Origin of the sequence: Pseudomonas germanica, assembly GCF_019614655.1 — a bacterium.
Taxonomy (GTDB): Bacteria; Pseudomonadota; Gammaproteobacteria; order Pseudomonadales; family Pseudomonadaceae; genus Aquipseudomonas; species Aquipseudomonas neuropathica.
Map to the genome: position 1 here is coordinate 6,636,832 of NZ_CP071586.1, position 25,775 is coordinate 6,662,606.

At 60.2% G+C, this 25,775-nt stretch carries 23 protein-coding genes; 11 read left to right on the forward strand and 12 right to left on the reverse strand.

Annotation, left to right across the window (positions count from 1 at the left end):
* Positions 1-13 precede the first annotated feature (13 nt).
* Positions 14-169 carry a hypothetical protein gene (locus tag J0G10_RS29540; RefSeq protein WP_016985917.1) on the reverse strand — a complete coding sequence of 52 codons (156 nt, stop codon included), beginning with the start codon at positions 167-169 and terminating at the stop codon, positions 14-16.
* Positions 170-366: 197 nt separating this feature from the next.
* Here J0G10_RS29540 and J0G10_RS29545 point away from each other — a divergent pair, with 197 nt between their 5' ends.
* The 4 genes from J0G10_RS29545 to J0G10_RS29560 all read left to right on the forward strand — a co-directional run bounded on the left by J0G10_RS29545 (position 367) and on the right by J0G10_RS29560 (position 5,756).
* On the forward strand, positions 367-816 hold the full coding sequence (locus tag J0G10_RS29545) for an EVE domain-containing protein (RefSeq protein ID WP_095049389.1): 450 nt from the start codon (positions 367-369) through the stop codon (positions 814-816).
* Positions 817-937: 121 nt separating this feature from the next.
* On the forward strand, positions 938-1,903 hold the full coding sequence (locus J0G10_RS29550) for an HlyD family secretion protein (protein WP_095049388.1): 966 nt from the start codon (positions 938-940) through the stop codon (positions 1,901-1,903).
* Positions 1,900-4,638 (forward strand): ribosome-associated ATPase/putative transporter RbbA, encoded by a 2,739-nt coding sequence (gene rbbA / locus J0G10_RS29555; RefSeq protein ID WP_220557151.1) that lies wholly within the window; start codon positions 1,900-1,902, stop codon positions 4,636-4,638. The genes J0G10_RS29550 and rbbA overlap by 4 nt, the downstream gene beginning before the upstream one ends.
* Positions 4,638-5,756, forward strand: coding sequence for an ABC transporter permease (locus tag J0G10_RS29560; protein ID WP_095049386.1), 1,119 nt, complete (start codon positions 4,638-4,640; stop codon positions 5,754-5,756). Before rbbA ends, J0G10_RS29560 begins: the two co-directional genes overlap by 1 nt.
* A gap of 16 nt (positions 5,757-5,772) precedes the next feature.
* Here the strand turns inward: J0G10_RS29560 and J0G10_RS29565 are convergent, their stop codons facing one another.
* Positions 5,773-6,180 carry a flagellar basal body-associated protein FliL gene (locus J0G10_RS29565; RefSeq protein ID WP_027610485.1) on the reverse strand — a complete coding sequence of 136 codons (408 nt, stop codon included), beginning with the start codon at positions 6,178-6,180 and terminating at the stop codon, positions 5,773-5,775.
* Positions 6,181-6,330: 150 nt separating this feature from the next.
* Between J0G10_RS29565 and J0G10_RS29570 the strand changes: the two genes are divergently transcribed.
* Entirely contained in the window at positions 6,331-7,308 is a 978-nt protein-coding gene (locus J0G10_RS29570; RefSeq protein WP_095049385.1) for an NADPH:quinone oxidoreductase family protein, read from the forward strand.
* 54 nt (positions 7,309-7,362) lie between these two features.
* Here J0G10_RS29570 and J0G10_RS29575 read toward each other — a convergent pair whose 3' ends face one another.
* A complete protein-coding gene (locus J0G10_RS29575; RefSeq protein WP_220557152.1) occupies positions 7,363-7,977 on the reverse strand; it encodes an energy transducer TonB in 615 nt (204 codons plus the stop codon).
* Between the two features lie 178 nt (positions 7,978-8,155).
* A complete protein-coding gene (locus J0G10_RS29580; protein WP_095125812.1) occupies positions 8,156-8,785 on the reverse strand; it encodes a flagellar basal body-associated protein FliL in 630 nt (209 codons plus the stop codon).
* 224 nt (positions 8,786-9,009) lie between these two features.
* Between J0G10_RS29580 and glpT the strand changes: the two genes are divergently transcribed.
* Entirely contained in the window at positions 9,010-10,359 is a 1,350-nt protein-coding gene (gene glpT, locus J0G10_RS29585) for a glycerol-3-phosphate transporter (protein WP_016985912.1), read from the forward strand.
* Here the strand turns inward: glpT and J0G10_RS29590 are convergent.
* From J0G10_RS29590 to J0G10_RS29620, 7 genes are all read right to left on the reverse strand, one after another.
* A complete protein-coding gene (locus J0G10_RS29590; RefSeq protein WP_095049382.1) occupies positions 10,335-11,003 on the reverse strand; it encodes a gamma-glutamylcyclotransferase in 669 nt (222 codons plus the stop codon). The two genes, glpT and J0G10_RS29590, sit on opposite strands and share 25 nt — an antisense overlap.
* Before the next feature lie 196 nt (positions 11,004-11,199).
* The gene (locus tag J0G10_RS29595) at positions 11,200-12,168 is read right to left on the reverse strand and encodes a CDP-6-deoxy-delta-3,4-glucoseen reductase (RefSeq protein WP_095049381.1); all 969 of its coding nucleotides are present in this window, start codon (positions 12,166-12,168) and stop codon (positions 11,200-11,202) included.
* Entirely contained in the window at positions 12,168-13,634 is a 1,467-nt protein-coding gene (gene ubiD, locus J0G10_RS29600; protein WP_095049380.1) for a 4-hydroxy-3-polyprenylbenzoate decarboxylase, read from the reverse strand. The genes J0G10_RS29595 and ubiD overlap by 1 nt, the downstream gene beginning before the upstream one ends.
* 80 nt (positions 13,635-13,714) lie before the next feature.
* Positions 13,715-15,676 carry an acyltransferase family protein gene (locus tag J0G10_RS29605; protein ID WP_220557153.1) on the reverse strand — a complete coding sequence of 654 codons (1,962 nt, stop codon included), beginning with the start codon at positions 15,674-15,676 and terminating at the stop codon, positions 13,715-13,717.
* A gap of 126 nt (positions 15,677-15,802) precedes the next feature.
* Positions 15,803-17,062, reverse strand: a complete 1,260-nt coding sequence (rho, locus tag J0G10_RS29610; protein WP_003229334.1) for a transcription termination factor Rho — start codon at positions 17,060-17,062, stop codon at positions 15,803-15,805.
* Positions 17,063-17,312: 250 nt separating this feature from the next.
* A complete protein-coding gene (gene trxA, locus J0G10_RS29615) occupies positions 17,313-17,642 on the reverse strand; it encodes a thioredoxin TrxA (RefSeq protein WP_003206727.1) in 330 nt (109 codons plus the stop codon).
* 120 nt (positions 17,643-17,762) lie between these two features.
* On the reverse strand, positions 17,763-18,470 hold the full coding sequence (locus tag J0G10_RS29620; protein WP_095049378.1) for a FadR/GntR family transcriptional regulator: 708 nt from the start codon (positions 18,468-18,470) through the stop codon (positions 17,763-17,765).
* A 256-nt stretch (positions 18,471-18,726) separates the two neighbouring features.
* Here J0G10_RS29620 and J0G10_RS29625 point away from each other — a divergent pair, with 256 nt between their 5' ends.
* The 5 genes from J0G10_RS29625 to ppx all read left to right on the forward strand — a co-directional run bounded on the left by J0G10_RS29625 (position 18,727) and on the right by ppx (position 23,302).
* Complete coding sequence (locus J0G10_RS29625) at positions 18,727-19,512, forward strand: transporter substrate-binding domain-containing protein (protein ID WP_095049377.1); 786 nt, start codon at positions 18,727-18,729, stop codon at positions 19,510-19,512.
* Positions 19,513-19,533: 21 nt separating this feature from the next.
* Positions 19,534-20,208: an amino acid ABC transporter permease gene (locus J0G10_RS29630; protein ID WP_095125810.1), complete on the forward strand. Its 675-nt coding sequence runs from the start codon at positions 19,534-19,536 to the stop codon at positions 20,206-20,208.
* Positions 20,205-20,855, forward strand: a complete 651-nt coding sequence (locus J0G10_RS29635; RefSeq protein WP_095049376.1) for an amino acid ABC transporter permease — start codon at positions 20,205-20,207, stop codon at positions 20,853-20,855. Before J0G10_RS29630 ends, J0G10_RS29635 begins: the two co-directional genes overlap by 4 nt.
* Positions 20,842-21,579, forward strand: a complete 738-nt coding sequence (locus tag J0G10_RS29640; protein ID WP_220557154.1) for an amino acid ABC transporter ATP-binding protein — start codon at positions 20,842-20,844, stop codon at positions 21,577-21,579. The genes J0G10_RS29635 and J0G10_RS29640 overlap by 14 nt, the downstream gene beginning before the upstream one ends.
* Before the next feature lie 220 nt (positions 21,580-21,799).
* A complete protein-coding gene (ppx, locus tag J0G10_RS29645) occupies positions 21,800-23,302 on the forward strand; it encodes an exopolyphosphatase (protein ID WP_093429742.1) in 1,503 nt (500 codons plus the stop codon).
* 246 nt (positions 23,303-23,548) lie between these two features.
* Here the strand turns inward: ppx and ppk1 are convergent, their stop codons facing one another.
* A complete protein-coding gene (gene ppk1, locus J0G10_RS29650) occupies positions 23,549-25,774 on the reverse strand; it encodes a polyphosphate kinase 1 (protein WP_093429741.1) in 2,226 nt (741 codons plus the stop codon).
* Between the last annotated feature and the right edge of the window lies 1 nt (position 25,775).

Consider the following 25,775-nt stretch of genomic DNA (forward strand, 5'->3'; position numbering starts at 1 on the left):
CGAGAAAGCCGTTTCAGCGTTTGAAGGCTGTCGACTGTTGCACCTGTTGCGCGACTTCAATCGGCGCGTCGGCCTTGTTCGACCACAAGCTCTGCGCATAACCGGTGGTTACGACGCCCAAGCCAAACAAAATTACCAAAGTCCATAGTAGATCCGGTTTGCGTTTCATCGATTGCCCCCCTCAAGGCACATCATCACGATGACAGCAGCGGTTTCCGTTCGTAGGCCGTGCAGCAGCGTCAAGCTTTAAAGGCCGGCATTTTGCGACAACGTGAACCTGCGCGCAAACGCTGACGTCAACCGACTGTCGGTTTGTCATAAAATTGCCCGACAACCTGCCCAATGACCGTTTCAGGAGCAAAAACCATGGCCTATTGGCTGATGAAGTCCGAGCCCGACGAACTCTCTATCAAAGGTCTGGAAAAGCTCGGCACAGCGCGCTGGGACGGAGTTCGCAACTATCAGGCGCGTAACTTCCTGCGCTCGATGGCCGTGGGTGACGAGTTCTTTTTCTACCATTCCAGCTGCCCGGAGCCGGGGATTGCAGGGATTGGCAAGATTATCGAAGCGGCGTACCCGGATCCCACCGCACTGGAGCCGCAGAGTCATTACTTCGATGCGAAAGCTACACCCGAGAAAAACGCCTGGAGCGCGATTGATGTTGCCCACGTAGAGACGTTCGCCCGGGTATTGAAGCTGGATTACCTCAAGCAGCAAACCGCGCTGGCCGACATGCCACTGGTGCAAAAAGGCAGTCGCCTGTCGGTCATGCCCGTGACGGCCGAACAGTGGGCCGCCGTGCTCGGCTTGCGCTGAGAACTGCCCGGTCACGGTTGTTAGCCGAAAAAGGGGCTAGGCTTGGCGCTCGGTTGACTGACATCAAGCGACTGCAACGCTTGAACAGTCAGACTGCACGCCACAGCCGCAGGATGCCCCCATGTCGACGCACAGCCGCTCTTCACTTTTATACGCCGGGTCGCTTCTGGTGTTACTCGCCGCCGCCGGCGGGCTCGGTTACTGGATGTCGATCAGCAGCCGTCTGGTCGAAGGGCTGTCGATGGGCAACGGGCGGCTGGAAGCCACCGAAGTGCAGATCGCCAGCAAGACACCTGGACGCCTGGCCGAGGTGCTGGTCGATGAAGGCGACAAGGTCAACAAGGGCCAACTGCTCGCGCGCATGGATACCCGCACCCTCGAAGCCCAGCGCACTCAAGCCGAAGCCGAAGTCTTGCGCGCCCGGGAAAACCTCAACGCCGCCGAGGCCAATGTGCAATTGCGCCAGAGTGAATTGCTGCTGGCCCAGCAGGAACTCGGGCGCTCTCAGTCGCTGTTCAAGCACGGTTTCGTCAGCGCCCAGGTTATCGATCAATTGCAGTCGCGTATCGGCACCGGCAATGCTGCCGTGACGGCGGCCCGCGCCCAAGTGTCGGCGGTCGCTGCAGCGATCGGCGCGGCGCAGGCACAGGTCGCTCAACTGACCAGCGAAATCGACGACAGCAGCCTGCGCGCGCCGATTGATGGGGTGATCCAGTTGCGCATGGCCGAACCCGGCGAAGTGCTGGGGGCCGGTGGCCGCGTCCTGCTGTTGATTGATCCCAACGATCAGTACATGAACCTCTACCTGTCTGCCTCGGTGGCCGGGCGTCTGGCCGTAGGCGATGAAGCCCGGGTGCTGCTCGATGCCCTGCCCGACAAACCCTTGCCGGCGAAGATCAGTTTCGTCGCCGGCAAATCGCAGTTCACCCCCAAAGAGGTCGAGACCCGTGACGAGCGGCAAAAACTGGTGTTCCGCGTCAAGCTGCGCCTGACCCAACCCAGCGCCGTGCCGCAAGCCAAGCCCGGCATGCCCGGCGCCGGTTATGTGCGCACCGCGCCGATTGCCTGGCCGGCCAATCTGCAATGAACAGCCTCGCGGTTCAGGCGAACGCTATCGCGCACCGCTACGGCAAACAGCAAGCACTGAGCGCTATCACCTTCAGCCTGCCAGCCGGCACCCGTTGCGGGCTGATCGGCCCCGATGGCGCGGGCAAGTCCAGCCTGCTCGGGCTGATCGCCGGCGTGAAGGCCTTGCAGCAAGGGCAACTGGACGTCCTCGGCGGGCCGATCCAGCAGCGCCGCCACCGCGACACGCTGTATGCGCGCATCGCCTTCATGCCCCAGGGCTTGGGCGGCAACCTGTATCCCGAGTTGTCGATCCGCGAAAACATCCAGTTCTTTGCCACGCTGTTCGGCCTGTCGAAAGCCGACAGCGAGCAACGCATGCACAATCTGCTGCTCGCCACCGACCTGCTGAAGTTCGCCGAGCGCCCTGCAGGCAAGTTGTCCGGCGGCATGAAACAGAAGCTGGGCCTGTGCTGCGCGCTGATCCATGAGCCGGATCTGTTGATTCTCGATGAGCCGACCACCGGCGTCGACCCGCTCTCACGCCGACGCTTCTGGGAGCTGATCGACGATGTACGGCGCGAGCGCCCGCAATTGACCCTGCTGGTCGCCACTGCGTATATGGAAGAAGCTGAACAGTTCGAGCATTGCCTGATGCTCGACAACGGCCAGTTGATTGCCATCGGTCTTAGTCGCGAGCTAGCGGCCGTCACCCCCAGCGGCAAACTCGATGAAGCCTTCACACACTTCCAGGGCGACAGTCATCACGACGCTCAGCCGTTGGTCATTCCGCCGCGTACTGGCGGTACCACCGACATTGCCATCGAAGCCCACGACCTGACGCTGCGCTTCGGCGACTTCACTGCGGTGGATCACGTCAGCTTCGCCATCGGTCGCGGCGAGATTTTCGGTTTTCTCGGCTCCAACGGCTGCGGCAAGACCACGACCATGAAAGTCCTGACCGGGCTGATGCCGGCCAGCGAAGGCAGCGCGACACTGCTGGGCAATCCGGTGAACGCCAAGGATCTGGCCACGCGCAAGCGGGTCGGCTTCATGTCCCAGAGCTTTTCGCTGTATGGCGAACTCAGCGTGCGGCAGAACCTTGAGCTGCACGCCCGTCTGTTCGACTTGCCCAAGTCCGAAAGCGCGCAACGCATCGACGCATTGATTCAGCGCTTCAACCTGCTCAGCGTCGCCGATCAGCCGTCCGGTGCCCTGCCTCTCGGGCTGCGTCAACGCCTGTCGCTGGCGGTCGCGGTGTTGCATCGTCCGGAAGTGCTGATCCTCGATGAGCCGACCTCCGGCGTCGACCCGGCAGCCCGTGATGACTTCTGGCGACTGCTGATCGAACTGTCCCGCGAGCAAGGCGTGACGATTTTTCTCTCCACCCACTTCATGAACGAAGCCCAGCGCTGCGACCGCATTTCGCTGATGCACGCCGGCAAAGTCCTCGCTTGCGACACCCCGGCAGCGCTGCAGCGTCAGTTTGCCGGAGAGACGCTGGAAGCCGCTTTCGTGACGTGTCTGGAACAGGCCCAAGGCACTGCCCCATCGCCTCCCGCGAGTGAATCGCCGACAGCGCCGACAGCGCCATCAGCGCCAGCCGCCGCGCCGCCAGACCAGCAACGCGGTTTCAGCCTCGGTCGCCTGCTGGCCGTGGCCAGTCGCGAAGGCAAGGAGCTGCTGCGCGACAAAGTGCGCATGGCTTTTGCGCTGGCGGGGGCGATTTTCATGATGGTGATTTTCGGCTATGGAATTTCCCTCGACGTAGAGAACCTCGCGTTCGCCGTTTACGATCAGGATCAAACCCCGCAGAGCCGAACCTATCTGGAAGCCTTTCGCGGCTCGCGCTACTTCGATGAACGGCCAGCCATCCACGACGCTCAAGAGCTGCACCGCCGCCTGCAACGCTCGGAAATCAAACTGGCGCTGGAAATCCCGCCCGGATTTGGCCGCGACCTGTACGCCGGACGCCAGCCTGCGGTGGCGGCGTGGCTGGACGGCGGCATGCCGTTTCGCGCCGAGACCAGCCGCAATTATGTCGAAGCAGTGCACCTGGCCAACCTGCAACAGTTGGCCGAACAGAGCAGCCCCGCCATCAACCACCAGGCGGGTGCCAGCCTGGAAACGCGCTTTCGCTACAACCAGGATGTGGTCAGCGTCAACGCTATTGGCCCCGGGGTCATGGCGCTGATTCTGGCGTTCATTCCGGCTATGCTCACCGCACTCGGCATCGTGCGCGAAAAAGAACTCGGCTCGATCACCAACTTCTACGCCACGCCCCTGACCCGCCTGGAGTTTCTGCTGGGCAAACAGGCGCCATACCTGCTGGTCAGTCTGGTCAATCTCGCGCTGCTGGTGGCGATGAACCGCTGGCTGTTTGGCGTGCCGTTCAAGGGCAGCCTGCTGACGCTGGCGTTTGGCGGCCTGCTGTATGTGCTAGCGACCACTAGCATGGGCCTGCTGATCTCGGCGTTCACCCGCACGCAAATCGCCGCGATCCTCGGCACCATGATCATTACCAGCCTGCCGACCATCCAGTTCTCCGGACTTATCGTGCCGCGTTCTTCACTGGAAGGAGCGGCTGCGGTGATGGGCATGCTGTTTCCGGCAGGACACTTTCTCGACATTGCCGTGGGGACGTTCACCAAAGCGCTGGACCTGCGGCAGCTGTGGCCGCAGTGCCTGGCGCTGTTCGGGTTCTTTGTCGGGTTCACCGGGCTGAGCCTGATCATGCTGAAAAAGCAGGAGGCCTGATGCACAAGTTCGCGCACATCCTGCGCCTGGGGCTCAAGGAGCTGACCAGCCTGCGCCACGACAGCGTGTTGCTGCTGTTCCTGTTCTACGCCTTCACCGTGGCGATCTACATGCCTGCCGCCGGCTCGGTGATCGGCGTGCACAACGCCAGCGTGGCGATCGTCGACGAAGACCACAGCGCCCTCTCGCGCCAGTTGGCCCAGGCCCTGCAACCGCCGGAATTCCAGACGCCAGTGCTGCTCCCCTACCCGCAACTGGACCAGGTCATGGACAGCGGCCAGTACACTTTCGTGATCAACATTCCGGCGGGGTTTCAAACCGATCTACTGGCGGCGCGGCAACCGGCCATTCAGGTCAACGTCGATGCCACCGCGATGAGCCAGGCGTTCATGGGCGCTGGCTACATCAGCCGGATTTTCCAGCGCGAGCTGCAGGCCTATGGCGACCAGGGCGATGCCGCGAGCAAAACGCCGATTCAACTGACCACCCGCGCGCTGTTCAACACCAACCTGGAGGGTGGCTGGTTTCTGGCGGTGATTCAGATCGTCAACAACATCACCATTCTGGCAATCATCCTCACGGGCACGGCGCTGCTGCGCGAACGCGAGCACGGCACGCTTGACCATTTGCTGGTGCTGCCGCTGACGGCGCTGGAAATCATGCTGGCGAAAATCTGGAGCAACCTGCTGGTGGTGGTGCTGTGCACCTGGCTGTCGCTGGAGGTGGTGGTCAAAGGCGCACTCGGCGTGCCGCTGTCCGGCTCGATGAGCCTGTTTTTGCTGGTGACTGCGGTTTATCTGTTTGCCAGTACCGCGTTGGGGATCTTTCTGGCGACACTCGCACGCTCGACACCGCAGTTCGGCTTGCTGGCGATTCCGGTGATCATCCCGATGTTGCTGCTGTCGGGTGGCAGCACGCCATTGGACAGCATGCCGCAATGGCTGCAGTGGGTCATGCAGGGCTCGCCGTCCACACATTTTGTCAGCCTCAGCGCCGCGATTCTGTTTCGCGACGCCGGGCTGAGCGTGGTCTGGCCGGACTTGCTGGCGCTGACGGCCATCGGCCTGCTGTTCTTCGTCATCGCGCTGGCGCGCTTTCGCAAAAGCCTGGCGTCCTGAACAGCAGCCAACGCACTTACTGAATGATCAGGTTATTGAACAACAGATCCTCAACCACCGGCTTGCCGGTCTCGTCATTCATCACTTGCTGGGTCTGCTTCAACGCTTCCTGACGCAGCTTCTCTTTACCCTCGATGCTGCCCATCGCCTCGGTGGTCTGCTGGGTGAACAGTGCCACCAGCTGATTACGGATCAGCGGCTCGTTGGCCTTGACCAGTTTGGTCGCCTCCTCACCGGTCACGCGCAATGCCACATCGGCCTTGTAAACCTTAAGCTTCGGCGTGCCGTCCAACCCGTAGTTGCCCACGAACGGCGGGCTCAGGGTGATGTAGTTGACCTTCGGCGCCTCGCCTTCTTTAGCTTCTTCGGCCAGCGCTGCCACAGGCAGAGACAGGGCCAGCAACAACATGATCCACGCTTTCACAATTCGCTCCTTATCCGGTTTGCGGCCTAGCATAACGACCCGCCACGCAAGCACAAGCTTATGGCTGACTATCAGGGCCGGGCATGCTCGTTGACCCGTTGACTGACACACCTACACTTATCGGCCATCACTCCCAAAGGAATAGCCCTGATGAAAGCCGTGCTGTGCAAAGCCTTCGGCCCTGCCGAATCGCTGGTGCTGGAAGACGTCGCCAGCCCTGTCGCGAAGAAGAACGAAATCCTCCTGGAGGTGCACGCCGCCGGGGTCAACTTCCCGGACACGCTGATCATCGAGGGCAAGTACCAGTTCAAGCCACCCTTCCCGTTCTCGCCGGGTGGTGAAGCGGCTGGCGTGGTCACGGAGGTCGGGGAAAAGATCAGCCACCTCAAGGTCGGCGACCGGGTCATGGCCCTGACCGGTTGGGGCAGCTTCGCTGAACAGGTCGCGGTGCCGGGCTACAACGTGCTGCCGATTCCGCCGTCGATGGACTTCAACACCGCCGCCGCGTTCAGCATGACTTACGGCACCTCGATGCACGCCCTCAAGCAACGCGCCAACCTGCAAGCGGGGGAAACCCTGCTGGTACTCGGTGCATCCGGCGGCGTCGGCCTGGCGGCGGTGGAAATCGGCAAAGCCATGGGCGCCCGCGTCATTGCTGCCGCCAGCAGCGCGGAGAAGCTCGCCGTGGCCAAGGCTGCCGGCGCCGATGAGCTGATCAACTACAGCGAAACCAGCCTCAAGGACGAAATCAAACGCCTCACCGACGGCCAGGGCGCCGACGTGATTTACGACCCGGTCGGCGGTGATCTGTTCGACCAAGCCATCCGCGCCATCGCCTGGAATGGTCGCCTGCTGGTGGTGGGCTTCGCCAGCGGGCGCATTCCGGAACTGCCGGTAAACCTCGCCCTGCTCAAAGGCGCGGCGGTACTCGGCGTATTCTGGGGTTCCTTCGCCCAGCGCCAGCCGCAGGACAACGCGGCGAACTTCCAGCAGTTGTTCGGCTGGTTTGCCGAGGGCAAGTTGAAACCGCTGGTATCGCAGGTGTATCCGCTGAGCAATGCGGCGCAGGCGATCAATGATCTTGGCCAGCGCAAGGCCGTGGGCAAGGTTGTAGTGCAAGTGCGCTGAGTAATCTTTCGATGCAGGCCAGAATGCCCGGTTCGGTCGTTCTGGCCTGTGTTATCAAAGCAACTCACGAATCTCCGCTGGTAACAGGCTTATGAATTTACGCGTCGGACTCTGCCGACAAGCCCTGACGATCTTTTCAACCTGCCGATTCATCTTGGCAATCATCGCCAGACGTTGTGCGTCCGGTAGCTGAGTTTTATGGAAGACGTTCGAGAGATAGGCGCGGGTTTGAGCAAATACCGCCGAATCGATCCATGAGTACTCTGCAATGTTGGCGAGGTTCTCGTTAACCGTACGGCATCGCAAGGCTTTCAGTTGCTGATTGACGTGAATGGGCAGATCCAGATCGAGCCTGAAAATCATTGGCGCGATGATTTCCTGCTGTTCAGGTTTATTCCCTTCAACCGTCCAAGGCTTGAAACGCCACTGCGCTATAGCGTCTCGAACCGCATCGGCCAAGTCAGGATGAGTGCTCTCTCGAATGCTGATTTCGCTGACTGAACCATCCGCACTGGCAATGAAACTAACCTTCACCTCGCCCGTTACACCCGCCCTTTGCAGCTCCAGCGGGTAAATCGGCTGGGGATTGTTTTCCGGTATCAAAAACACTTCTGAGGCCAGCGCAGAACCGCCGATTACCAACAAAAGCCCAGCAAAAATCCAGCGCATGATCCTGCCCCTCCCTAGTGAGTTGCCCCCTCCGGCAACAACACAAAGGTTACTGAGCAGTGACTTTTAACTGAATGGCGCACCTTCGCCGCTGCATGCAGGACGTTTCCCTGATCCCCTCGGGAAACCGGGAAAATCCGCTGCGCGAATAGTCGCAGGTAATTTTTCCGACGGATGTTTAGCTGCCGTTTGCGCCTGCAACGTCACCGGGCATCAACTGTTCCTGAACCTTCCGACTACGAGATTGGACCAACTGCCCCTTGTCATCGAAGCGCAGAACAATCAGCCAGTCATACACATCCACTGGCCATTTCGGCTGGCCGATAAGCGCCGGGCCATCGCCGCCGAAAGCGGCAATCAGCTTATTGATGTGCCCATGGTGCCAGGCAATCAGCACGGTTTTTGCCTGATTGTGCTTGCGCAGCCGAGTGACCAGCTCGTCGACCTGGTTATTGGCGCAGGGCTGTTCGATGGGCAGTTGCAGGCGCTGGGACAGCGGGATCAGTGTCTGCCGTGGCCGCATACTTTCCGGGCTGTCGGCGGTAGCGATCAGACGCTGAGGGGTGAGCGCCTGGCCATCCAGTTTCAACGGCGTGAAATAGTCGGCATAAGCCGCAGCGCGTTGTTCGCCCCGGGCATTCAGTTCACGGCCTACATCAGGCTTTTCCGCATGACGAACGATCAACACGGTGACATTGCGCAGGCCTGGCGCCGCAGAACCTTGGGCGAAGCTCAGTGCCAACACTGAAACAGTCACCACTGCGACCATCAACAGTCTGGGCAATAGCCTGCGAACTTTCGGGGTCATCGTTTATCTCGCGAAATCAGTCGATCCATAGATCGCGAGTCTAAGACACAACATTCCAGGCGCGACAAAAACGCCCTGTTCTTACAGCTGAGCGACAGGTTCGTAAAGGAACGCGCGACTTCCAACATTTTCCGCTATTTGCTCGATGCGAACCGGTGCTATTTTCGGTAACGAAACTGTAACATTCGCATCCGCAGTCAAAACAAGAAATCTGGAGCTCTTGAATGTTTGCTTTCTTTCGTCCTGCCGCACATCAGGCTCCATTGCCTGAAGAAAAAATAGACAGCACGTACCGACGCCTGCGCTGGCAGATCTTCGCCGGTATCTTCTTTGGCTACGCGGGTTACTACCTGCTGCGCAAAAACTTCTCGCTGGCCATGCCGTACCTGATCGACGAAGGCTACAGCCGTGGCGATCTGGGCCTGGCGATGTCGGCGATTGCCATCGCCTACGGCCTGTCGAAATTCCTCATGGGCCTGGTGTCCGACCGTTCCAACCCGCGCTACTTCCTGCCGTTCGGCCTGCTGGTCTCGGCTGGGGTGATGTTCATTTTCGGTTTCGCGCCTTGGGCAACGTCCAGCGTGACCATGATGTTCATCCTGCTGTTCATCAACGGCTGGGCCCAGGGCATGGGCTGGCCGCCAAGTGGCCGGACCATGGTGCACTGGTGGTCGCAGAAGGAACGCGGTGGCGTGGTATCCGTGTGGAACGTGGCGCATAACGTTGGCGGCGGCCTGATCGGCCCGCTGTTCCTGCTCGGCATGGGCTTGTTCAACGACTGGCACGCGGCGTTTTACGTACCGGCAGCAGTGGCGCTGGGCGTGGCGGTATTTGCCTTCATCACCATGCGCGACACCCCGCAATCGGTCGGCCTGCCGCCCATCGAGAAGTACAAGAACGATTACCCGGAAGGGTACGACGCCAGCCACGAAGACGAATTCAGTGCCAAGGAAATCTTCGTCAAATACGTGCTGCGCAACAAAATGCTCTGGTACATCGCCATGGCTAACGTCTTCGTTTACCTGCTGCGCTACGGCGTACTGGACTGGGCGCCGACCTACCTGAAAGAAGCCAAGGGTTTCACCGTCGATAAAACTTCGTGGGCTTACTTCTTCTACGAGTGGGCGGGCATTCCGGGCACGCTGCTGTGCGGCTGGATGTCGGACAAGATCTTCCGTGGCAACCGTGGCCTGACCGGTATGGTGTTCATGGCGCTGGTGACCGTGGCGACCCTGGTTTACTGGCTGAACCCGGCCGGTAACCCGACCGTCGACATGATCGCGCTGTTTTCGATCGGCTTCCTGATCTACGGCCCGGTGATGTTGATCGGTCTGCAGGCGCTGGAACTGGCGCCGAAGAAAGCCGCCGGCACGGCTGCGGGTTTCACCGGCCTGTTCGGCTATCTGGGTGGTTCGGTCGCGGCCAGTGCGGCGATGGGCTACACCGTTGACCATTTTGGCTGGGACGGCGGTTTCGTCCTGCTGGTGGGCGCTTGCCTGCTGGCGATGGCCTTCCTGGCCCCGACGCTATGGCACAAGCAAGTCGCCAGTCAGAGCCGTGAAGCAGTCGCTTGATCGCTTTGTGATTTACAGCGCTTGAGCCGCGCCTCCAGATTACGGTCTGGCATGGCGTGGCTGCGCAGGGCGTGGGCGGTCTGCTCGACATAATCGCGAGTGGTGCCGTAACGCCCGCAAGCGCTTGCGAACACCTGGCTCAGCACGTGATCCGGCAAGTTGCCGGCATAGCTGGGCAGGTGTCGCTCCAAAACGAATCCCAACGCCTGAACCTGACTGCCATCTTCGAGCCGGCAGTTGAGCCAGTGTGGCCGGTAGGAAGGCACTGGCATCTCGCGTTTCCACAAGGCGTACAGCGCCGCGTCGAGATTATCTTCCGGCAAGCGATAGGCGAAGCCACTGCACGAACCGCCGCGATCCAGACCAAACACCAGACCGGGCATTTCCGGCGTGCCGCGATGCTCGTGCGACCACAGGTACAAACCGCGATGGTAACCATGCACGCGTCCGCGCACCCGCTCCACCGCCGAGCATTCAGGCCGCCAGATCAGTGAGCCATACGCGAACAGCCACACCGGCCCGCCCTTGTGGCGCGCCATGGTTGATTGCATGGAAGCGAGAAGTTGTTCGTGCGTCAGCTGCGGCCCAAGATCGAGCCGCGGAGGGTAATTCAAATTCAGAAAAGCGTTTTCAATGGCGCTCATGGCGAATAGCGTTCAGCTCCCCGCGGGTGAAGAATTACTTAATAGAACGCACCGCTGTAACAATAAGGCACATATGTTTTAAGGCAATTTGAGTGCCATGGCACAGTTCTTAATTGATTGCCTGATTGATATATAACCTAGCGGTATTTATGCGATTACATAAATACCGATCGGCTATATAGCGAGTTATAACGAATCAGGAGCGGGGGGCGTAAGCGAACACGTCGGCGCGCATTTGATGGGCGTCCATGCCCGCTTCAACCAGTGCGTCCAGAGTGCCGTAGACCATGGCCGGCGAGCCGCTGGCGTAGACGTGCAGCGGTTTCAGATCCGGGAAATCTTCACAGACTGCCTCGTGCAGCATGCCGCAGCGCCCTTCCCAACCGCATTGATCGCTGACGACTTTATGCAGGAACAGATTGGGTAATTTCAGCCACTCGTCCCAATGTTCGATCTCATAGAAATCTTCCGGACGGCGCACGCCCCAGTACAGATGCACCGGGTGTTTGAAGCCTTTAGCGCGGCAGTGTTCGATCAGGGCGTGAATCTGGCCCATGCCGGTGCCGGCGGCAACCAACACCAGCGGCCCGTCGGGCAGCTCGGCCAGATGCGTATCGCCGAACGGCAACTCGACCCGCACCATCGCGTTGCGTTGCAGCTGTTCGATCAGGCTCAGTGCACTGGCTTCGCGCGCCAGCACGTGGATTTCAAGATCACGCCCGCCGTGCGGTGCCGAGGCCATGGAGAACGCTGACTTCTCACCGTTCTCGCGCTCGATCATCAAATACTGCCCGGCGTGATAACGCGGTGGCTTGCCCGCCGGAGCGCGCAGCCGCACACGCCAGGTGTCGCCACCCACGTCGCGGCATTCGATGACCTGACATGACAGGCTGCGCACCGGCAGTTCTCCCAGCGCGAGCACGCCATCCCACAGCAGGATGCAGTCTTCCAGCGGCTCGGCTATGCAAGTGTAGAACTCGCCGTGGTCGTGCACTTTGCCATCCTGCGCGACGCGGCCTTCAACCAGCAACGCCGCACACACATGACAATTACCGTTGCGGCAGCTTTGCGGGCATTCGTAGCCCAGACGCCGCGCGCCGTCGAGAATCCGCTCACCGGGCTGTATCTCAAGCACTGCTCCGGAGGGCTGCAGGGTTACACGCATCAATCTATTCCTAACTGATTCCAGATGGCATCGATCCGTTGGGTGACGGCGTCGTCCTTGACGATCACACGACCCCACTCGCGAGTGGTTTCGCCCGGCCACTTGTGGGTGGCATCGAGGCCCATTTTCGAACCTAACCCTGAGATCGGCGAGGCGAAGTCGAGGTAGTCGATCGGCGTGTTATCGATCATCACAGTGTCGCGCTTGGGGTCCATGCGCGTAGTGATGGCCCAGATCACGTCGTTCCAGTCACGGGCGTTGATATCGTCGTCAGTGACGATAACGAACTTGGTGTACATAAACTGTCGCAAAAACGACCAGACACCGAGCATCACGCGCTTGGCGTGCCCCGGATACGACTTCTTCATCGTCACCACAGCCATGCGGTACGAACAGCCTTCCGGCGGCAGGTAGAAGTCGGTGATCTCCGGGAACTGCTTCTGCAGGATCGGCACGAACACTTCGTTCAACGCAACGCCGAGGATCGCCGGCTCATCTGGCGGACGACCGGTGTAGGTGCTGTGGTAGATCGGTTTGATCCGGTGGGTGATGCGCTCGACGGTGAACACCGGGAAGCTGTCGACTTCGTTGTAGTAACCGGTGTGATCGCCGTAAGGACCTTCGTCAGCCATCTCGCCCGGGTGGATTACGCCTTCGAGGATGATTTCGGCGGTGGCCGGCACTTGCAGGTCGTTACCACGGCACTTGACCAGTTCGGTGCGGTTACCGCGCAAGAGCCCGGCGAAAGCGTATTCGGACAGGCTGTCCGGCACTGGCGTCACGGCGCCGAGAATGGTCGCCGGATCCGCACCCAGGGCGACGGACACCGGGAACGGCTGGCCCGGATGCTTCTCGCACCACTCGCGGAAGTCGAGAGCGCCGCCACGGTGGCTGAGCCAGCGCATGATCACCTTGTTGCGGCCAATCACTTGCTGACGGTAGATACCGAGGTTCTGGCGATCCTTGTTCGGGCCTTTGGTGACGGTCAGACCCCAGGTGATCAGCGGGCCGACGTCGCCGGGCCAGCAGGTCTGCACCGGCAGCATGGCCAGATCGACGTCGTCGCCTTCGATGACCACTTCCTGGCACACCGCGTCTTTGACGACTTTCGGCGCCATCGAGATGATCTTGCGGAAGATCGGCAGTTTCGACCATGCGTCTTTCAAGCCCTTCGGTGGCTCCGGCTCCTTGAGGAACGCTAGCAGCTTGCCGATTTCGCGCAGCTCGCTGACCGATTCGGCGCCCATGCCCATCGCCACCCGTTCAGGCGTGCCGAACAGGTTGCCGAGCACCGGGATGTCGTAGCCGGTGGGTTTCTCGAACAGCAACGCCGGGCCCTTGGCCCGCAGCGTGCGATCGCACACCTCGGTCATTTCCAGCACCGGCGAGACGGGAATCTGGATGCGTTTCAACTCTCCGCGCTGCTCAAGCTGCTGCACGAAATCCCGAAGATCCTTGAATTTCATTGACGATGGCACCCTCAAAATAGGCGTACATCCTACCTGCTCTGACGGGCAAACAGCAGCCCGTCAGAGCCTGGCATCAATCAATTGTCGCTGGTACCCAGCATCAATGGCGCAAACAACGGGCTCAGTCTGGCGCTGCCAACGTCCGAAAGATGATCGGCATCCTTGTATTGCGAGTGGCCATCGACATCGATGGCGCACAAGCCGTCCTTGCACATCAGCGGCGTCGGATCGATGACATGAATGCCGGAATCAGCGGCGCTCATCGAGCCGAACAACGAAGTGAAAAACTGCTGGCGAGCCAGATGCTCGTTGAGCGGGCGACCGAGCCCTTCTGCCGAACGGCCGATGCGCGCCAGACTGGTCAGACGGTCGATGAAGCTCTTGTGTTGCAGTGGCACTTCCTTGAACAGCCAGACTTGCACACCCGCTTCACGCAACTCGGCCACTTGCGCCTTGAGGGCGGCAGCCATGCGCTGCTCTGCCTGGCGCGGGTTGTCCTTGCGATCAAGCAGGAACTGTAGATCGCCATCGCCGTCTTCACGACCATAAACGTACAGGCTCCAGTTCGCCGCCAACACCACGTCCTTGATCCCCAGACTCGTGACGCGGTCCATGTTGCGCTGGTTGAAGTCTTTGCACTGAGGGCGTAAGTGGTCATCGATGATCGGCGGGCACCCGGTCAAGCTGTACAGCCACACCGGCTGCACGTTGCGCCCGGCATTGCCTTCGATGGCTGGCAACAACGCGGCGGCGTGACTGTCGCCCCAGAACATTTTCGTCGCCGTTATATGTTGATCACCACCCACAAGGCAGGATTTGGTCAGTGCCTTGTCCGTGCTCAAGTGCATGCAGTTCGACTGCCCGGCGTTCCACTCGCGCGATTGCGCATATTCCAGCGCCTTGCCGGTCAAACGCTGCGGAACACCGTCTGCCGAACGAATGGCCGAACCGGTAATCGCCAGCACGGCGATCGACACCAAACCTCCTATCAACACTGAGTTACGGCTGGCGAATACACGCTTTTCACGGAAGGGTAGTTCGATATAGCGCAGGCTCAGCCAGGCCAGCGCCAATGCCAGGGCCATCCAACCGAGCGCTTCCAGCGGCTGGATACCGTCGATGGAGATCGCATTGGCATACACGTAAACCGGCCAATGCCACAGATACAGCGAATAGGAGAGCAAGCCGATCCACACCAGAACCCGGATACTCAACAACCGGCCCGCCCACGTTGGGCCCTGTGCACCCGACCAGATCAGCGCCGTCGTGCCCAATACCGGCAACAGCGCCGCCCAACCCGGGAACACTGTGGTTTTGTCGAAGGTAAACACCGCCACCAGCACCGCCGCAAGCCCGACAAGGCCAACGGACTGCCGCAGCCATGGCCGCGCAACATGCTTAGGCACGGGTATTACCGCCAGCATGGCCCCGCAGAGCAGCTCCCACGCGCGGGTCGGCAACGAGAAAAAGGCAAACTCCGGCCGGCGTTCGATGTAGATGATGTTCAGGCCGAACGACACCAGCAGCACGGCGAACAGCATCCAGCGCCAATGACGGAGGTAGCGCATCAGCAACACCATCATCAACGGGAAGAAGATGTAGTACTGCTCTTCTACCGCCAGCGACCAGGTATGCAGCAACGGCTTGAGTTCCGACGCCGGCGCAAAGTAGCCGTCTTCACGCATGAACAGGATGTTGGAAATGAACAGCGACTGGTAACGAATCGTTCGCCCCAGTTCGGCAAGGTCCTTGGCCGTCAGCAACAGCCAGCCTAATGCCAGCGTCACCACCACAACCACAGTCAACGCCGGCAGGATGCGTCGGGCGCGACGCCCCCAGAAGTCGAGGAAGCTGAAGCGCTGCGCGCTGATTTCACGAAACAGGATTGAAGTGATCAGAAAACCGGAAATGACGAAGAACACATCAACGCCGACAAAGCCGCCGCTGAATGTGTTGAATCCGAAATGAAACAGGACGACGGGAATAACCGCCAGCGCCCGTAATCCGTCGATATCACGGCGATTGCCAAACGTGTGCATAACCTTTCTTATCCTTGTAGGTACAAACCGCTCCAGACAAGGACAGTAGCGCGTTACGAAAGTTATGCGGCGCGTACGCAAAAAAAACGCCCCCTTTCGGGAGCGTTCTTTTTTACAGCGTGTGTATTACTTACGCTTCATCGACAAGAAGAACTCGTCGTTGGTCTTGGTCGTCTTCAGCTTGTCGACCAGGAACTCGATGGCAGCCACTTCGTCCATCGGGTGCAGCAGCTTGCGCAGGATCCACATACGCTGCAGTTCGTCGTCGGCGGTCAGCAACTCTTCGCGGCGGGTGCCGGAGCGGTTGATGTTGATGGCCGGGAACACACGCTTCTCGGCGATCTTACGATCCAGAGGCAGTTCCATGTTGCCGGTACCCTTGAACTCTTCGTAGATCACTTCGTCCATCTTCGAGCCGGTTTCAACCAGCGCGGTGGCGATAATGGTCAGCGAGCCGCCTTCTTCGATGTTACGCGCGGCACCGAAGAAACGCTTTGGCTTCTCGAGGGCGTGGGCATCGACACCACCGGTCAATACCTTGCCGGAGCTCGGGATCACGGTGTTGTAGGCACGGGCCAGACGGGTGATGGAGTCGAGCAGGATCACCACGTCTTTCTTGTGCTCGACCAGGCGCTTGGCCTTCTCGATCACCATTTCGGCTACCTGTACGTGACGGGTCGGCGGCTCGTCGAAGGTCGAGGCAACCACTTCGCCGCGCACGGTGCGCTGCATTTCGGTTACTTCTTCCGGACGTTCGTCGATCAGCAGCACGATCAGGTGAACTTCAGGGTTGTTACGGGCGATGTTCGCGGCGATGTTCTGCAGCATGATCGTTTTACCGGCTTTCGGCGGTGCAACGATCAGACCACGCTGGCCTTTGCCGATCGGGGCGCACAGGTCGATGACACGACCGGTCAAGTCTTCGGTGGAGCCGTTACCGGCTTCCATCTTCATGCGCACGGTCGGGAACAGCGGAGTCAGGTTCTCGAAGAGAATCTTGTTTTTCGCGTTCTCGGGACGATCGAAGTTGATCGTGTCGACCTTGAGCAGGGCGAAATACCGCTCGCCTTCCTTCGGAGGGCGGATCTTGCCAACGATGGTGTCACCGGTGCGCAAGTTGAAACGGCGGATCTGGCTTGGCGAGACGTAGATATCGTCCGGGCCGGCCAGGTAGGAAGCGTCAGCGGAGCGCAGGAAGCCGAAGCCGTCCTGGAGAATCTCCAGCACGCCATCACCGGAGATTTCCTCGCCGCTTTTCGCGTGCTTTTTCAGCAGGGAGAAAATCACGTCCTGCTTGCGCGAACGGGCCATATTTTCTATGCCCATCTGTTCGGCCAATTCGAGCAGTTCGGTAATCGGCTTTTGCTTGAGTTCAGTCAGATTCATATAGGAATGACGTAATCATTTATGGAGGGGGGGAAATTAAGCTTTTGGCTTAATGAGGCCGCGCCGCGGAGAAGGCGACAGGATCGCGAACTAATTCGAAAAGGAGTGCGTCGGCGACGGCTAGCAGGGGGCAATGGAGAAACCAGTGCGGGGCCGAATGTACCACCTGAGTTTCGGAGCGTCTAGCCCTGAATACGCAAAAAGCCCCGCTAATTTGCGGGGCTTTTTTTCAGGCACTTTACAGCGACGCTTAGATGTTGGCGTCGAGGAAAGCCGCCAGTTGCGACTTCGACAGGGCGCCGACTTTGGTCGCTTCAACGTTGCCGTTCTTGAACAGCATCAGGGTCGGGATACCACGCACGCCGTGCTTGGCCGGGGTTTCCTGGTTTTCGTCGATGTTCAGTTTGGCAACGGTCAGCTTGCCTTTGTAAGTCTCGGCAATCTCGTCCAGAACCGGAGCGATCATTTTGCAAGGACCGCACCATTCAGCCCAGTAATCGACCAGGACAGCGCCTTCGGCCTTGAGTACGTCGGCTTCGAAGCTAGCGTCGCTAACGTGTTTGATAAGATCGCTGCTCATGGAATTCTCCAGGTTGTAAGCAAAAAAACGTGGCCCATCATAGCCGCCCTTCCCCTGTTCAGGAAGCCGCAGTTGATTGAGTCTTGCTATGGCACTCGATGAGTTTGGGTATAGCTCAAGTCACGTCGTGGCGGGGGCAATGAAAGCAATTCCGGTACGCAGGGCGGCGTTGCGCACGTGTTCCTGCATGGCTTTTTGTGCAGCACCGGAGGCGCGGCGTGTAAGGGCCCGGAGGATCTTGCGGTGTTCCTGCCAGGTTTCCATGGCGCGCTCGGTGCGGATGAACGGTAGTTTCTGGCTCTCGAGAAAGATCTCGGCGCTGGCAGTGAGGATGCTCAACATCGCCTGATTGCCGCTGGCCAAGAGGATTCGGCGGTGGAATTCGAAGTCCAGTTTTGCTGCTGCCTCAAAGTCACCAGCCCTCAATTGGTCACGCATGGCCGCAACGTTGTCTTCGAGCGCATCCAGATCGAACGTGCTTAACGTGACCGCCGCCAGCCCTGCGGCGAAGCCTTCCAGCGCATAGCGCAACTGAAAGATATCCAGCGGTGACGCTTGCGCCGCAAATGGCCAGCCCGGTGCCTGCGCGCCACGCGGCAACTCTACGGGCGACTGCACGAACACGCCTTTGCCCGGCTGAATACTGACCACACCCAGCGCACTCAGCGAGGATAACGCCTCACGCAACGACGCCCGGCTGACGCCCAGTTGCAGCGCCAGGTCCCGTTGCGACGGCAACGCATCGCCCGCACCGAAACCCTGCTCAGTGATCAGTTTGCGGATCGCTTGCAGCGCCACTTCGGGTACCGCACGGGAAATCGAGTTCATGGTTTTTCAGACGCGCCAGGCCAATGTGCGGCTAGTTGTAAAGCTATTCGCCGAGTCCGGCAAGTCGTGCCCCAGCAGGGTTCGGCGAACCACACCGGTGCGCCATGGCAGTGCGAAAAACAACCTGACTGTTCAGACCAGTAAGACCGAACAAAGCCGCTGAAACCGCGGTCTGCCGCGTCGAAACCGGTGTATTGGCACGGCCCATGCTCTGTCCGATCGCAGAAATCACTTCCCGCCGATCCGGAGATTGTCCATGACCAAGCGTTACAGCGCCCTCCTCGCCGCTCTGTTTTCCAGCCTGTTGCTCAGCCAGGCCCCCGCGCACGCCGACGGTCTCGACGACGTGGTCAAACGCGGCACGCTGAAAGTCGCCGTGCCCCAGGACTTCCCGCCATTCGGCTCGGTCGGCCCGGACATGAAACCGCGCGGCCTCGATATCGACACGGCAAAACTGCTGGCGGACCAGCTCAAGGTCAAACTCGAACTAACCCCGGTGAATAGCACCAACCGCATCCCGTTCCTGACCACCGGCAAGGTCGATCTGGTGATCTCCAGCCTCGGCAAAAACCCTGAGCGCGAAAAAGTCATCGACTTCTCCCGTGCTTATGCGCCGTTCTACCTCGCCGTGTTCGGCCCGCCAGATGCGGCCATCGCCAGCCTCGACGACCTCAAGGGCAAAACCATCAGCGTCACCCGTGGCGCCATCGAAGACATCGAACTGAGCAAAGTCGCCCCCGAAGGCGTGACCATCAAGCGCTTCGAAGATAACAACTCGACCATCGCCGCCTACCTCGCCGGCCAGGTTGATCTGATCGCCAGCGGCAACGTGGTGATGGTCGCGATCAGCGAAAAGAACCCGAAACGCGTCCCTGCGCTGAAAGTGAAGCTCAAGGATTCGCCGGTCTACGTTGGCGTGAACAAGAACGAAGCGGCGCTGCTGGCCAAGGTCAACGACATCCTGACCACCGCCAAGGCTGACGGCGCACTGGAAAAGAACTCGCAGACCTGGCTGAAAGAGCCGCTGCCGGCCGATCTCTGATCGACTGCGCGGGAGACCTTCATGGCTTATCAGTTCGATTTCATGCCGGTGGTGGAAAACACCGACCTGTTGCTGCGCGGGGCGCTGTTCACCCTTGAGCTGACGGCCATCGGTGCGCTGCTCGGGGTCGGTGTCGGAGTTGTCGGGGCTTTGGTGCGGGCGTGGAACATCCGCCCGTTCTCGGCAATCTTCGGCGTCTACGTCGAGTTGATCCGCAACACGCCGTTTCTGGTGCAGTTGTTCTTTATCTTCTTCGGCCTGCCGTCGCTGGGCGTGCAGATTTCCGAGTGGCAAGCGGCGGTGCTGGCGATGGTGATCAACCTCGGTGCTTATTCGACGGAAATTATTCGCGCCGGCATTCAGGCAATCCCGCGCGGACAGCTGGAAGCCGCAGCGGCATTGGCGATGACGCGTTTCGAGGCGTTCCGCCACGTGGTGCTGCTGCCGGCACTGGGCAAGGTCTGGCCGGCCCTGAGCAGCCAGATCATCATCGTCATGCTCGGCTCGGCGGTGTGTTCGCAAATCGCCACCGAAGAGCTGAGTTTTGCCGCCAACTTCATTCAGTCGCGCAACTTCCGCGCCTTTGAAACCTATGCGCTGACCACGCTGATCTACCTGTGCATGGCGCTGCTGATTCGCCAGTTGCTGAACTGGATTGGCCGACGCTATATCAGTCGAAGCGGGAGCCGCGCATGAGCGATTTCACCTTTTGGGACATCCTGCGCAACCTGCTCACCGGCCTGCAATGGACACTGGCGCTGTCGCTGGTGGCGTTCATTGGTGGCGGGATCGTCGGGCTGCTGATCCTGGTCATGCGTATCTCGAAAAACTCTGTGCCGAGCAGCATCGCCCGCACCTGGATCGAGCTGTTTCAGGGCACGCCGCTGTTGATGCAGTTGTTTCTGGTGTTCTTCGGCGTGGCGCTGGCCGGGATCGAAATCTCGCCGTGGATGGCCGCAGCGATTGCCCTGACCTTGTTTACCAGCGCTTATCTGGCGGAGATCTGGCGCGGCTGCGTCGAGTCGATCGCCCATGGCCAGTGGGAAGCCTCGGCGAGTCTGGCGCTGAATCCGCTGGAACAACTGCGCTACGTGATCCTGCCGCAAGCACTGCGCATCGCTGTGGCGCCGACCGTGGGTTTCTCGGTGCAGGTGGTCAAGGGCACCGCCGTGACCTCGATCATCGGCTTCACCGAACTGACCAAGACCGGCGGCATGCTCGCCAATGCCACGTTTGAACCGTTCATGGTCTACGGCCTCGTCGCCCTCGGCTACTTCCTGCTCTGCTACCCCTTGTCCCTCAGTGCGCGCTACCTGGAAAGGAGACTGCATGCCTCTGCTTAGAATTTCCGCCCTGCATAAATACTACGGCGATCACCATGTGCTTAAAGGCATCGACCTCAGCGTCGAGGAAGGCCAGGTCGTGGCAATCATCGGCCGCAGCGGATCGGGCAAATCCACCCTGCTGCGCACCCTCAATGGTCTGGAATCGATCAATGACGGCGTGATCGAAGTCGACGGCGAATACCTCGACGCCGCCCGCGCCGATCTGCGCAGCCTGCGGCAGAAAGTCGGCATGGTGTTTCAGCAGTTCAACCTGTTCCCGCACCTGACCGTGGGCGAAAACGTCATGCTCGCGCCGCAGGTGGTACAGAAAGTGCCGAAAGCCAACGCTGCGGAGCTGGCCAGGGAGATGCTGGAGCGCGTGGGGCTCGGGGAAAAGTTCGATGCCTTCCCGGATCGGTTGTCTGGGGGCCAGCAACAGCGGGTAGCGATTGCCCGGGCGCTGGCGATGTCGCCAAAAGTGTTGCTTTGCGATGAAATCACCTCGGCGCTCGACCCGGAACTGGTCAATGAAGTGCTCAGCGTGGTGCGACAACTGGCCAAGGAAGGTATGACGCTGATCATGGTCACCCATGAAATGCGCTTTGCCCGCGAGGTCGGCGACAAACTCGTGTTCATGCATCATGGCAAAGTCCATGAGGTGGGGGATCCGAAGGTGTTGTTTGCCCATCCGCAGACGGCAGAGCTGGCGAACTTTATTGGCACGGTGGAAGCGACAGCCTGAATCTGCCTCATCCTGATCGTTCCCACGCTCCACGTGGGAATACAGCCAGGGACGCTCCGCGTCCCAAAAGCGGACGCAGAGCGTCCGGTGAGGCATTCCCACGCAGAGCGTGGGAACGATCAGGTTCGGGGTGCGCGCTCCGGCGGTTTGAACCATGCGCGTTGGCGCCAGCGTTTGATCGTGGCACGATGACGGGGTTATCGACCGAGACCCCCTGACCATGCCGCAATCCCAAGCCAAGAATCTGTCCCTGATCGCCGCAATCGACCTGGGCTCGAACAGCTTTCACATGGTCGTGGCCAAGGCCCAGAACGGTGAAATCCGCATTCTCGAACGCCTCGGCGAGAAGGTTCAACTTGCCGCCGGCATCGACGATGAGCGCCATCTCAACGAAGAATCGATGCAACGCGGCCTCGATTGCCTCAAGCGTTTTGCCCAACTGATCAACGGTATGCCGCTGGGCGCCGTGCGCATCGTCGGCACCAACGCCCTACGTGAAGCGCGCAACCGCCTCGAATTCATCCACCGCGCCGAAGAAATCCTAGGTCATCCGGTGGAAGTCATTTCCGGCCGTGAAGAAGCGCGCCTGATTTATCTGGGCGTGTCGCACACCCTCGCCGACACCCCGGGCAAACGTTTGGTCGCCGATATCGGCGGCGGCAGTACCGAATTCATCATTGGCCAGCGCTTTGAGCCATTGTTGCGCGAAAGCCTGCAAATGGGCTGTGTCAGCTTCACTCAACGCTACTTCAAGGACGGCAAGATCACCCCGGCCCGCTACGCCCAGGCGTATACCGCGGCGCGGCTGGAGATCATGAGCATCGAACACGCCCTGCATCGCCTGACCTGGGATGAAGCCATCGGCTCCTCGGGCACCATCCGTGCCATCGGCCTGGCGCTGAAGGCCGGCGGTCACGGCACTGGCGAAGTGAATGCCGAAGGCCTGGCGTGGCTCAAGCGCCGCCTGTTCAAGCTCGGTGACGTCGACAAGATCGATTTCGAAGGCATCAAGCCTGATCGCCGGACAATCTTCCCGGCGGGTCTGGCGATTCTCGAAGCGATTTTCGACGCCCTCGAACTGCAACGCATGGACCACTGCGACGGCGCTCTGCGTGAAGGGGTGCTCTACGACCTGCTCGGCCGTCATCATCATGAAGACGTGCGCGAGCGCACCCTGACCTCGCTGATGGAGCGTTACCACGTCGACCTGGAACAGGCGGCGCGGGTTGAGCGCAAAGCCTTGCACGCGTTTGACCAGGTGGCAGTGGACTGGGAGCTGGACGACGGCATCTGGCGCGAACTCCTCGGTTGGGCAGCGAAAGTGCACGAAGTCGGTCTCGACATCGCGCACTATCACTACCACAAACACGGTGCTTACCTGATCGAACACTCGGACCTCGCCGGGTTCTCCCGCGAAGACCAACAGATGCTCGCGCTATTGGTGCGTGGTCATCGCCGCAACATTCCCAAGGACAAGTTTGCCGATTTCGGCGACGACGGCGACAAGCTGATCCGCCTGTGCGTGTTGCTGCGCTTTGCGATCCTGTTCCACCACATTCGCGGTACTCAGGCGATGCCGCAGGTGGTGCTGCATGCCAAGGGCAACACCCTCGATGTGGAATTCCCGGAGAACTGGCTGGATGAGAACCAGCTGACTCAGGCGGATTTCGGGCTTGAGGCGGATTGGCTGACGCGGGTTGGTATCGTCCTTACCGTCCACTGAGTCGGGCAGGCACAAAAAAGGCGATCCACAGGGATCGCCTTTTTTATTGGGTTCGGCTTGAAATTGGAGGTGGGCCTTCCCCCTCACCCCAGCCCTCTCCCGAGGGAGAGGGAGCCGATCTCCGTTGGCTTCAAGGCCTGAGTTCGACTCGGTAGTTCAGGTCGGCGTAACTCGCCCATCCAACCCGGTCAGTCCCCTCTCCCTCTGGGAGAGGGTTAGGGTGAGGGGCTTTTGACCTTCAAGGCCTCAACTGCTCACCGGCAAGATCGGGCTGCCCAACCGCTCCAGCAACGTCGCCTGCGCACTCCGCGGGTTCTGGTTGCCGGTCGGCGTGTTGCGGATGTAACGGCCATCCGACTGCAGGCTCCAGCTATGAGTGTTATCGGTCAGGTACAGCTCCAGCTCTTTCTTCACGCGGGTCAGCAGCTTCTTGCCTTCGACCGGGAAGCAAGTCTCGACGCGCTTGTCGAGGTTGCGCTCCATCCAGTCGGCGCTGGAGAGGAACATCTGCTCATCGCCGCCATTGAGGAAGTAGAACACGCGGGTGTGTTCCAGGAATCGGCCGATGATCGAGCGCACATGGATGTTGTGCGAAACACCGGCGATGCCCGGACGCAGGCAGCACATGCCGCGCACCACCAGATCGATGCGCACGCCGGACTGGCTGGCCTTGTACAGCGCGCGGATGATCTTCGGATCGGTCAGCGAGTTGAACTTGGCGATGATGTGCGCCGGTTTGCCGTCGAGCGCAAATTGCGTCTCGCGGGTGATCATGTCGAGCATGCCCTTCTTCAGGGTGAAGGGCGCATGCAGCAGCTTCTTCATGCGCAGGGTTTTACCCATGCCGATCAACTGGCTGAACAGTTTGCCGACGTCTTCGCACAAGGCATCGTCGGAGGTCAGCAGGCTGTAGTCGGTGTAGAGCTTGGCGTTACCGGCGTGATAGTTCCCGGTGCCGAGGTGCGCGTAACGGACGATCTCGCCGGCCTCGCGACGCAGGATCAGCATCATCTTGGCGTGGGTCTTGAAGCCGACCACGCCGTAGATCACCACCGCACCGGCCGCTTGCAGACGGCTGGCCAGTTGCAGGTTGGACTCTTCGTCGAACCGTGCACGCAGCTCGATGACTGCCGTCACTTCCTTGCCGTTACGCGCGGCATCCACCAGCGCATCGACGATCTCGGAGTTGGCACCGGAGCGGTACAGCGTCTGGCGCACAGCGAGCACGTGCGGGTCTTTCGCCGCCTGACGCAGGAGGTCGACCACCGGGGTGAACGACTCGAACGGGTGCAGCAGCAGGATGTCCTGCTTGCTGACCACGCTGAAAATGTTTTCGCTGTTCTGCAGCAGTTTCGGGATCTGCGGGGTGAACGGCGTGTATTGCAGCTCCGGATGACTGTCCAGACCGGTGATGCTGAACAGCCGCGTCAGGTTGACCGGGCCGTTGACCTGATACAGCTCGCTCTCGCTCAGGTTGAACTGCTTGAGCAGGTAGTCCGAGAGGTGTTTCGGGCAGGTGTCAGCGACTTCCAGACGCACCGCGTCACCGTAACGACGCGAGAACAGCTCGCCACGCAGGGCGCGGGCCAGGTCTTCGACGTCTTCGGAATCGAGCGCCAGGTCGGCATTTCGGGTCAGGCGGAACTGATAGCAGCCTTTTACCTTCATGCCCTGGAACAGGTCATCGGCGTGGGCGTGGATCATCGACGACAGGAACACATAGTTGTCACCCGGGCCGCCGACTTCTTCCGGCACCTTGATGATTCGTGGCAGCAAACGCGGTGCCGGGATGATCGCCAGACCGGAATCGCGACCGAAGGCATCGATGCCTTCGAGCTCGACGATGAAGTTCAGACTCTTGTTCACCAGCAACGGGAACGGGTGCGTCGGGTCGAGGCCGATCGGGGTGATGATCGGCGCGATCTCGTCGCGGAAATAGCGGCGCACCCAGGTTTTGATCTTGGTCGTCCAGTGGCGGCGACGAATAAAGCGCACCTGATGCTTTTCCAGCTCCGGCAACAGGATGTCGTTGAGGATCGCGTACTGACGGTCAACGTGACCGTGAACCAGCTCGCTGATCCGCGCCAGCGCTTGATGCGGCTGCAAGCCGTCAGCACCGGCTTGTTCACGGGCGAAGGTAATCTGCTTCTTCAGGCCGGCGACGCGAATTTCAAAGAATTCGTCAAGGTTGCTGGAGAAAATCAGCAGGAACTTCAGGCGTTCCAGCAACGGATAGGACTCGTCCAGCGCCTGTTCCAGCACGCGGATATTGAATTGCAGTTGCGAAAGCTCACGGTGGATGTACAGGCTGCTGTCATCCAGGCCCGGTATCGCAATCACTGGTGCCGCCGCGACAGGTTCAGCGACCGGCGCGGGTGGCGCAGGCTCCAGTTCCGGCGGGGTCTCGGTGATTTGCTCGACCACCGGTTGAGCTTCTTTTACTGCAACTTCCGTGAGTCCTTCGGTATTCATT

Bases quoted from the DNA above. Each gene is read 5' to 3' on its own strand.
- J0G10_RS29625 (WP_095049377.1), top strand. From the start codon at position 18,727: ATGACCAAGCGTTACAGCGCCCTCCTCGCCGCTCTGTTTTCCAGCCTG.
- J0G10_RS29550 (WP_095049388.1), top strand. From the start codon at position 938: ATGTCGACGCACAGCCGCTCTTCACTTTTATACGCCGGGTCGCTTCTG.
- ppx (WP_093429742.1), top strand. From the start codon at position 21,800: ATGCCGCAATCCCAAGCCAAGAATCTGTCCCTGATCGCCGCAATCGAC.
- J0G10_RS29560 (WP_095049386.1), top strand. From the start codon at position 4,638: ATGCACAAGTTCGCGCACATCCTGCGCCTGGGGCTCAAGGAGCTGACC.
- rho (WP_003229334.1), bottom strand. From the start codon at position 17,062: ATGAATCTGACTGAACTCAAGCAAAAGCCGATTACCGAACTGCTCGAA.
- J0G10_RS29630 (WP_095125810.1), top strand. From the start codon at position 19,534: ATGGCTTATCAGTTCGATTTCATGCCGGTGGTGGAAAACACCGACCTG.
- glpT (WP_016985912.1), top strand. From the start codon at position 9,010: ATGTTTGCTTTCTTTCGTCCTGCCGCACATCAGGCTCCATTGCCTGAA.
- J0G10_RS29590 (WP_095049382.1), bottom strand. From the start codon at position 11,003: ATGAGCGCCATTGAAAACGCTTTTCTGAATTTGAATTACCCTCCGCGG.
- ubiD (WP_095049380.1), bottom strand. From the start codon at position 13,634: ATGAAATTCAAGGATCTTCGGGATTTCGTGCAGCAGCTTGAGCAGCGC.
- J0G10_RS29640 (WP_220557154.1), top strand. From the start codon at position 20,842: ATGCCTCTGCTTAGAATTTCCGCCCTGCATAAATACTACGGCGATCAC.
- J0G10_RS29580 (WP_095125812.1), bottom strand. From the start codon at position 8,785: ATGACCCCGAAAGTTCGCAGGCTATTGCCCAGACTGTTGATGGTCGCA.
- J0G10_RS29605 (WP_220557153.1), bottom strand. From the start codon at position 15,676: ATGCACACGTTTGGCAATCGCCGTGATATCGACGGATTACGGGCGCTG.
- trxA (WP_003206727.1), bottom strand. From the start codon at position 17,642: ATGAGCAGCGATCTTATCAAACACGTTAGCGACGCTAGCTTCGAAGCC.
- J0G10_RS29575 (WP_220557152.1), bottom strand. From the start codon at position 7,977: ATGCGCTGGATTTTTGCTGGGCTTTTGTTGGTAATCGGCGGTTCTGCG.
- J0G10_RS29620 (WP_095049378.1), bottom strand. From the start codon at position 18,470: ATGAACTCGATTTCCCGTGCGGTACCCGAAGTGGCGCTGCAAGCGATC.
- ppk1 (WP_093429741.1), bottom strand. From the start codon at position 25,774: ATGAATACCGAAGGACTCACGGAAGTTGCAGTAAAAGAAGCTCAACCG.
- rbbA (WP_220557151.1), top strand. From the start codon at position 1,900: ATGAACAGCCTCGCGGTTCAGGCGAACGCTATCGCGCACCGCTACGGC.
- J0G10_RS29545 (WP_095049389.1), top strand. From the start codon at position 367: ATGGCCTATTGGCTGATGAAGTCCGAGCCCGACGAACTCTCTATCAAA.
- J0G10_RS29570 (WP_095049385.1), top strand. From the start codon at position 6,331: ATGAAAGCCGTGCTGTGCAAAGCCTTCGGCCCTGCCGAATCGCTGGTG.
- J0G10_RS29540 (WP_016985917.1), bottom strand. From the start codon at position 169: ATGAAACGCAAACCGGATCTACTATGGACTTTGGTAATTTTGTTTGGC.
- J0G10_RS29595 (WP_095049381.1), bottom strand. From the start codon at position 12,168: ATGCGTGTAACCCTGCAGCCCTCCGGAGCAGTGCTTGAGATACAGCCC.
- J0G10_RS29635 (WP_095049376.1), top strand. From the start codon at position 20,205: ATGAGCGATTTCACCTTTTGGGACATCCTGCGCAACCTGCTCACCGGC.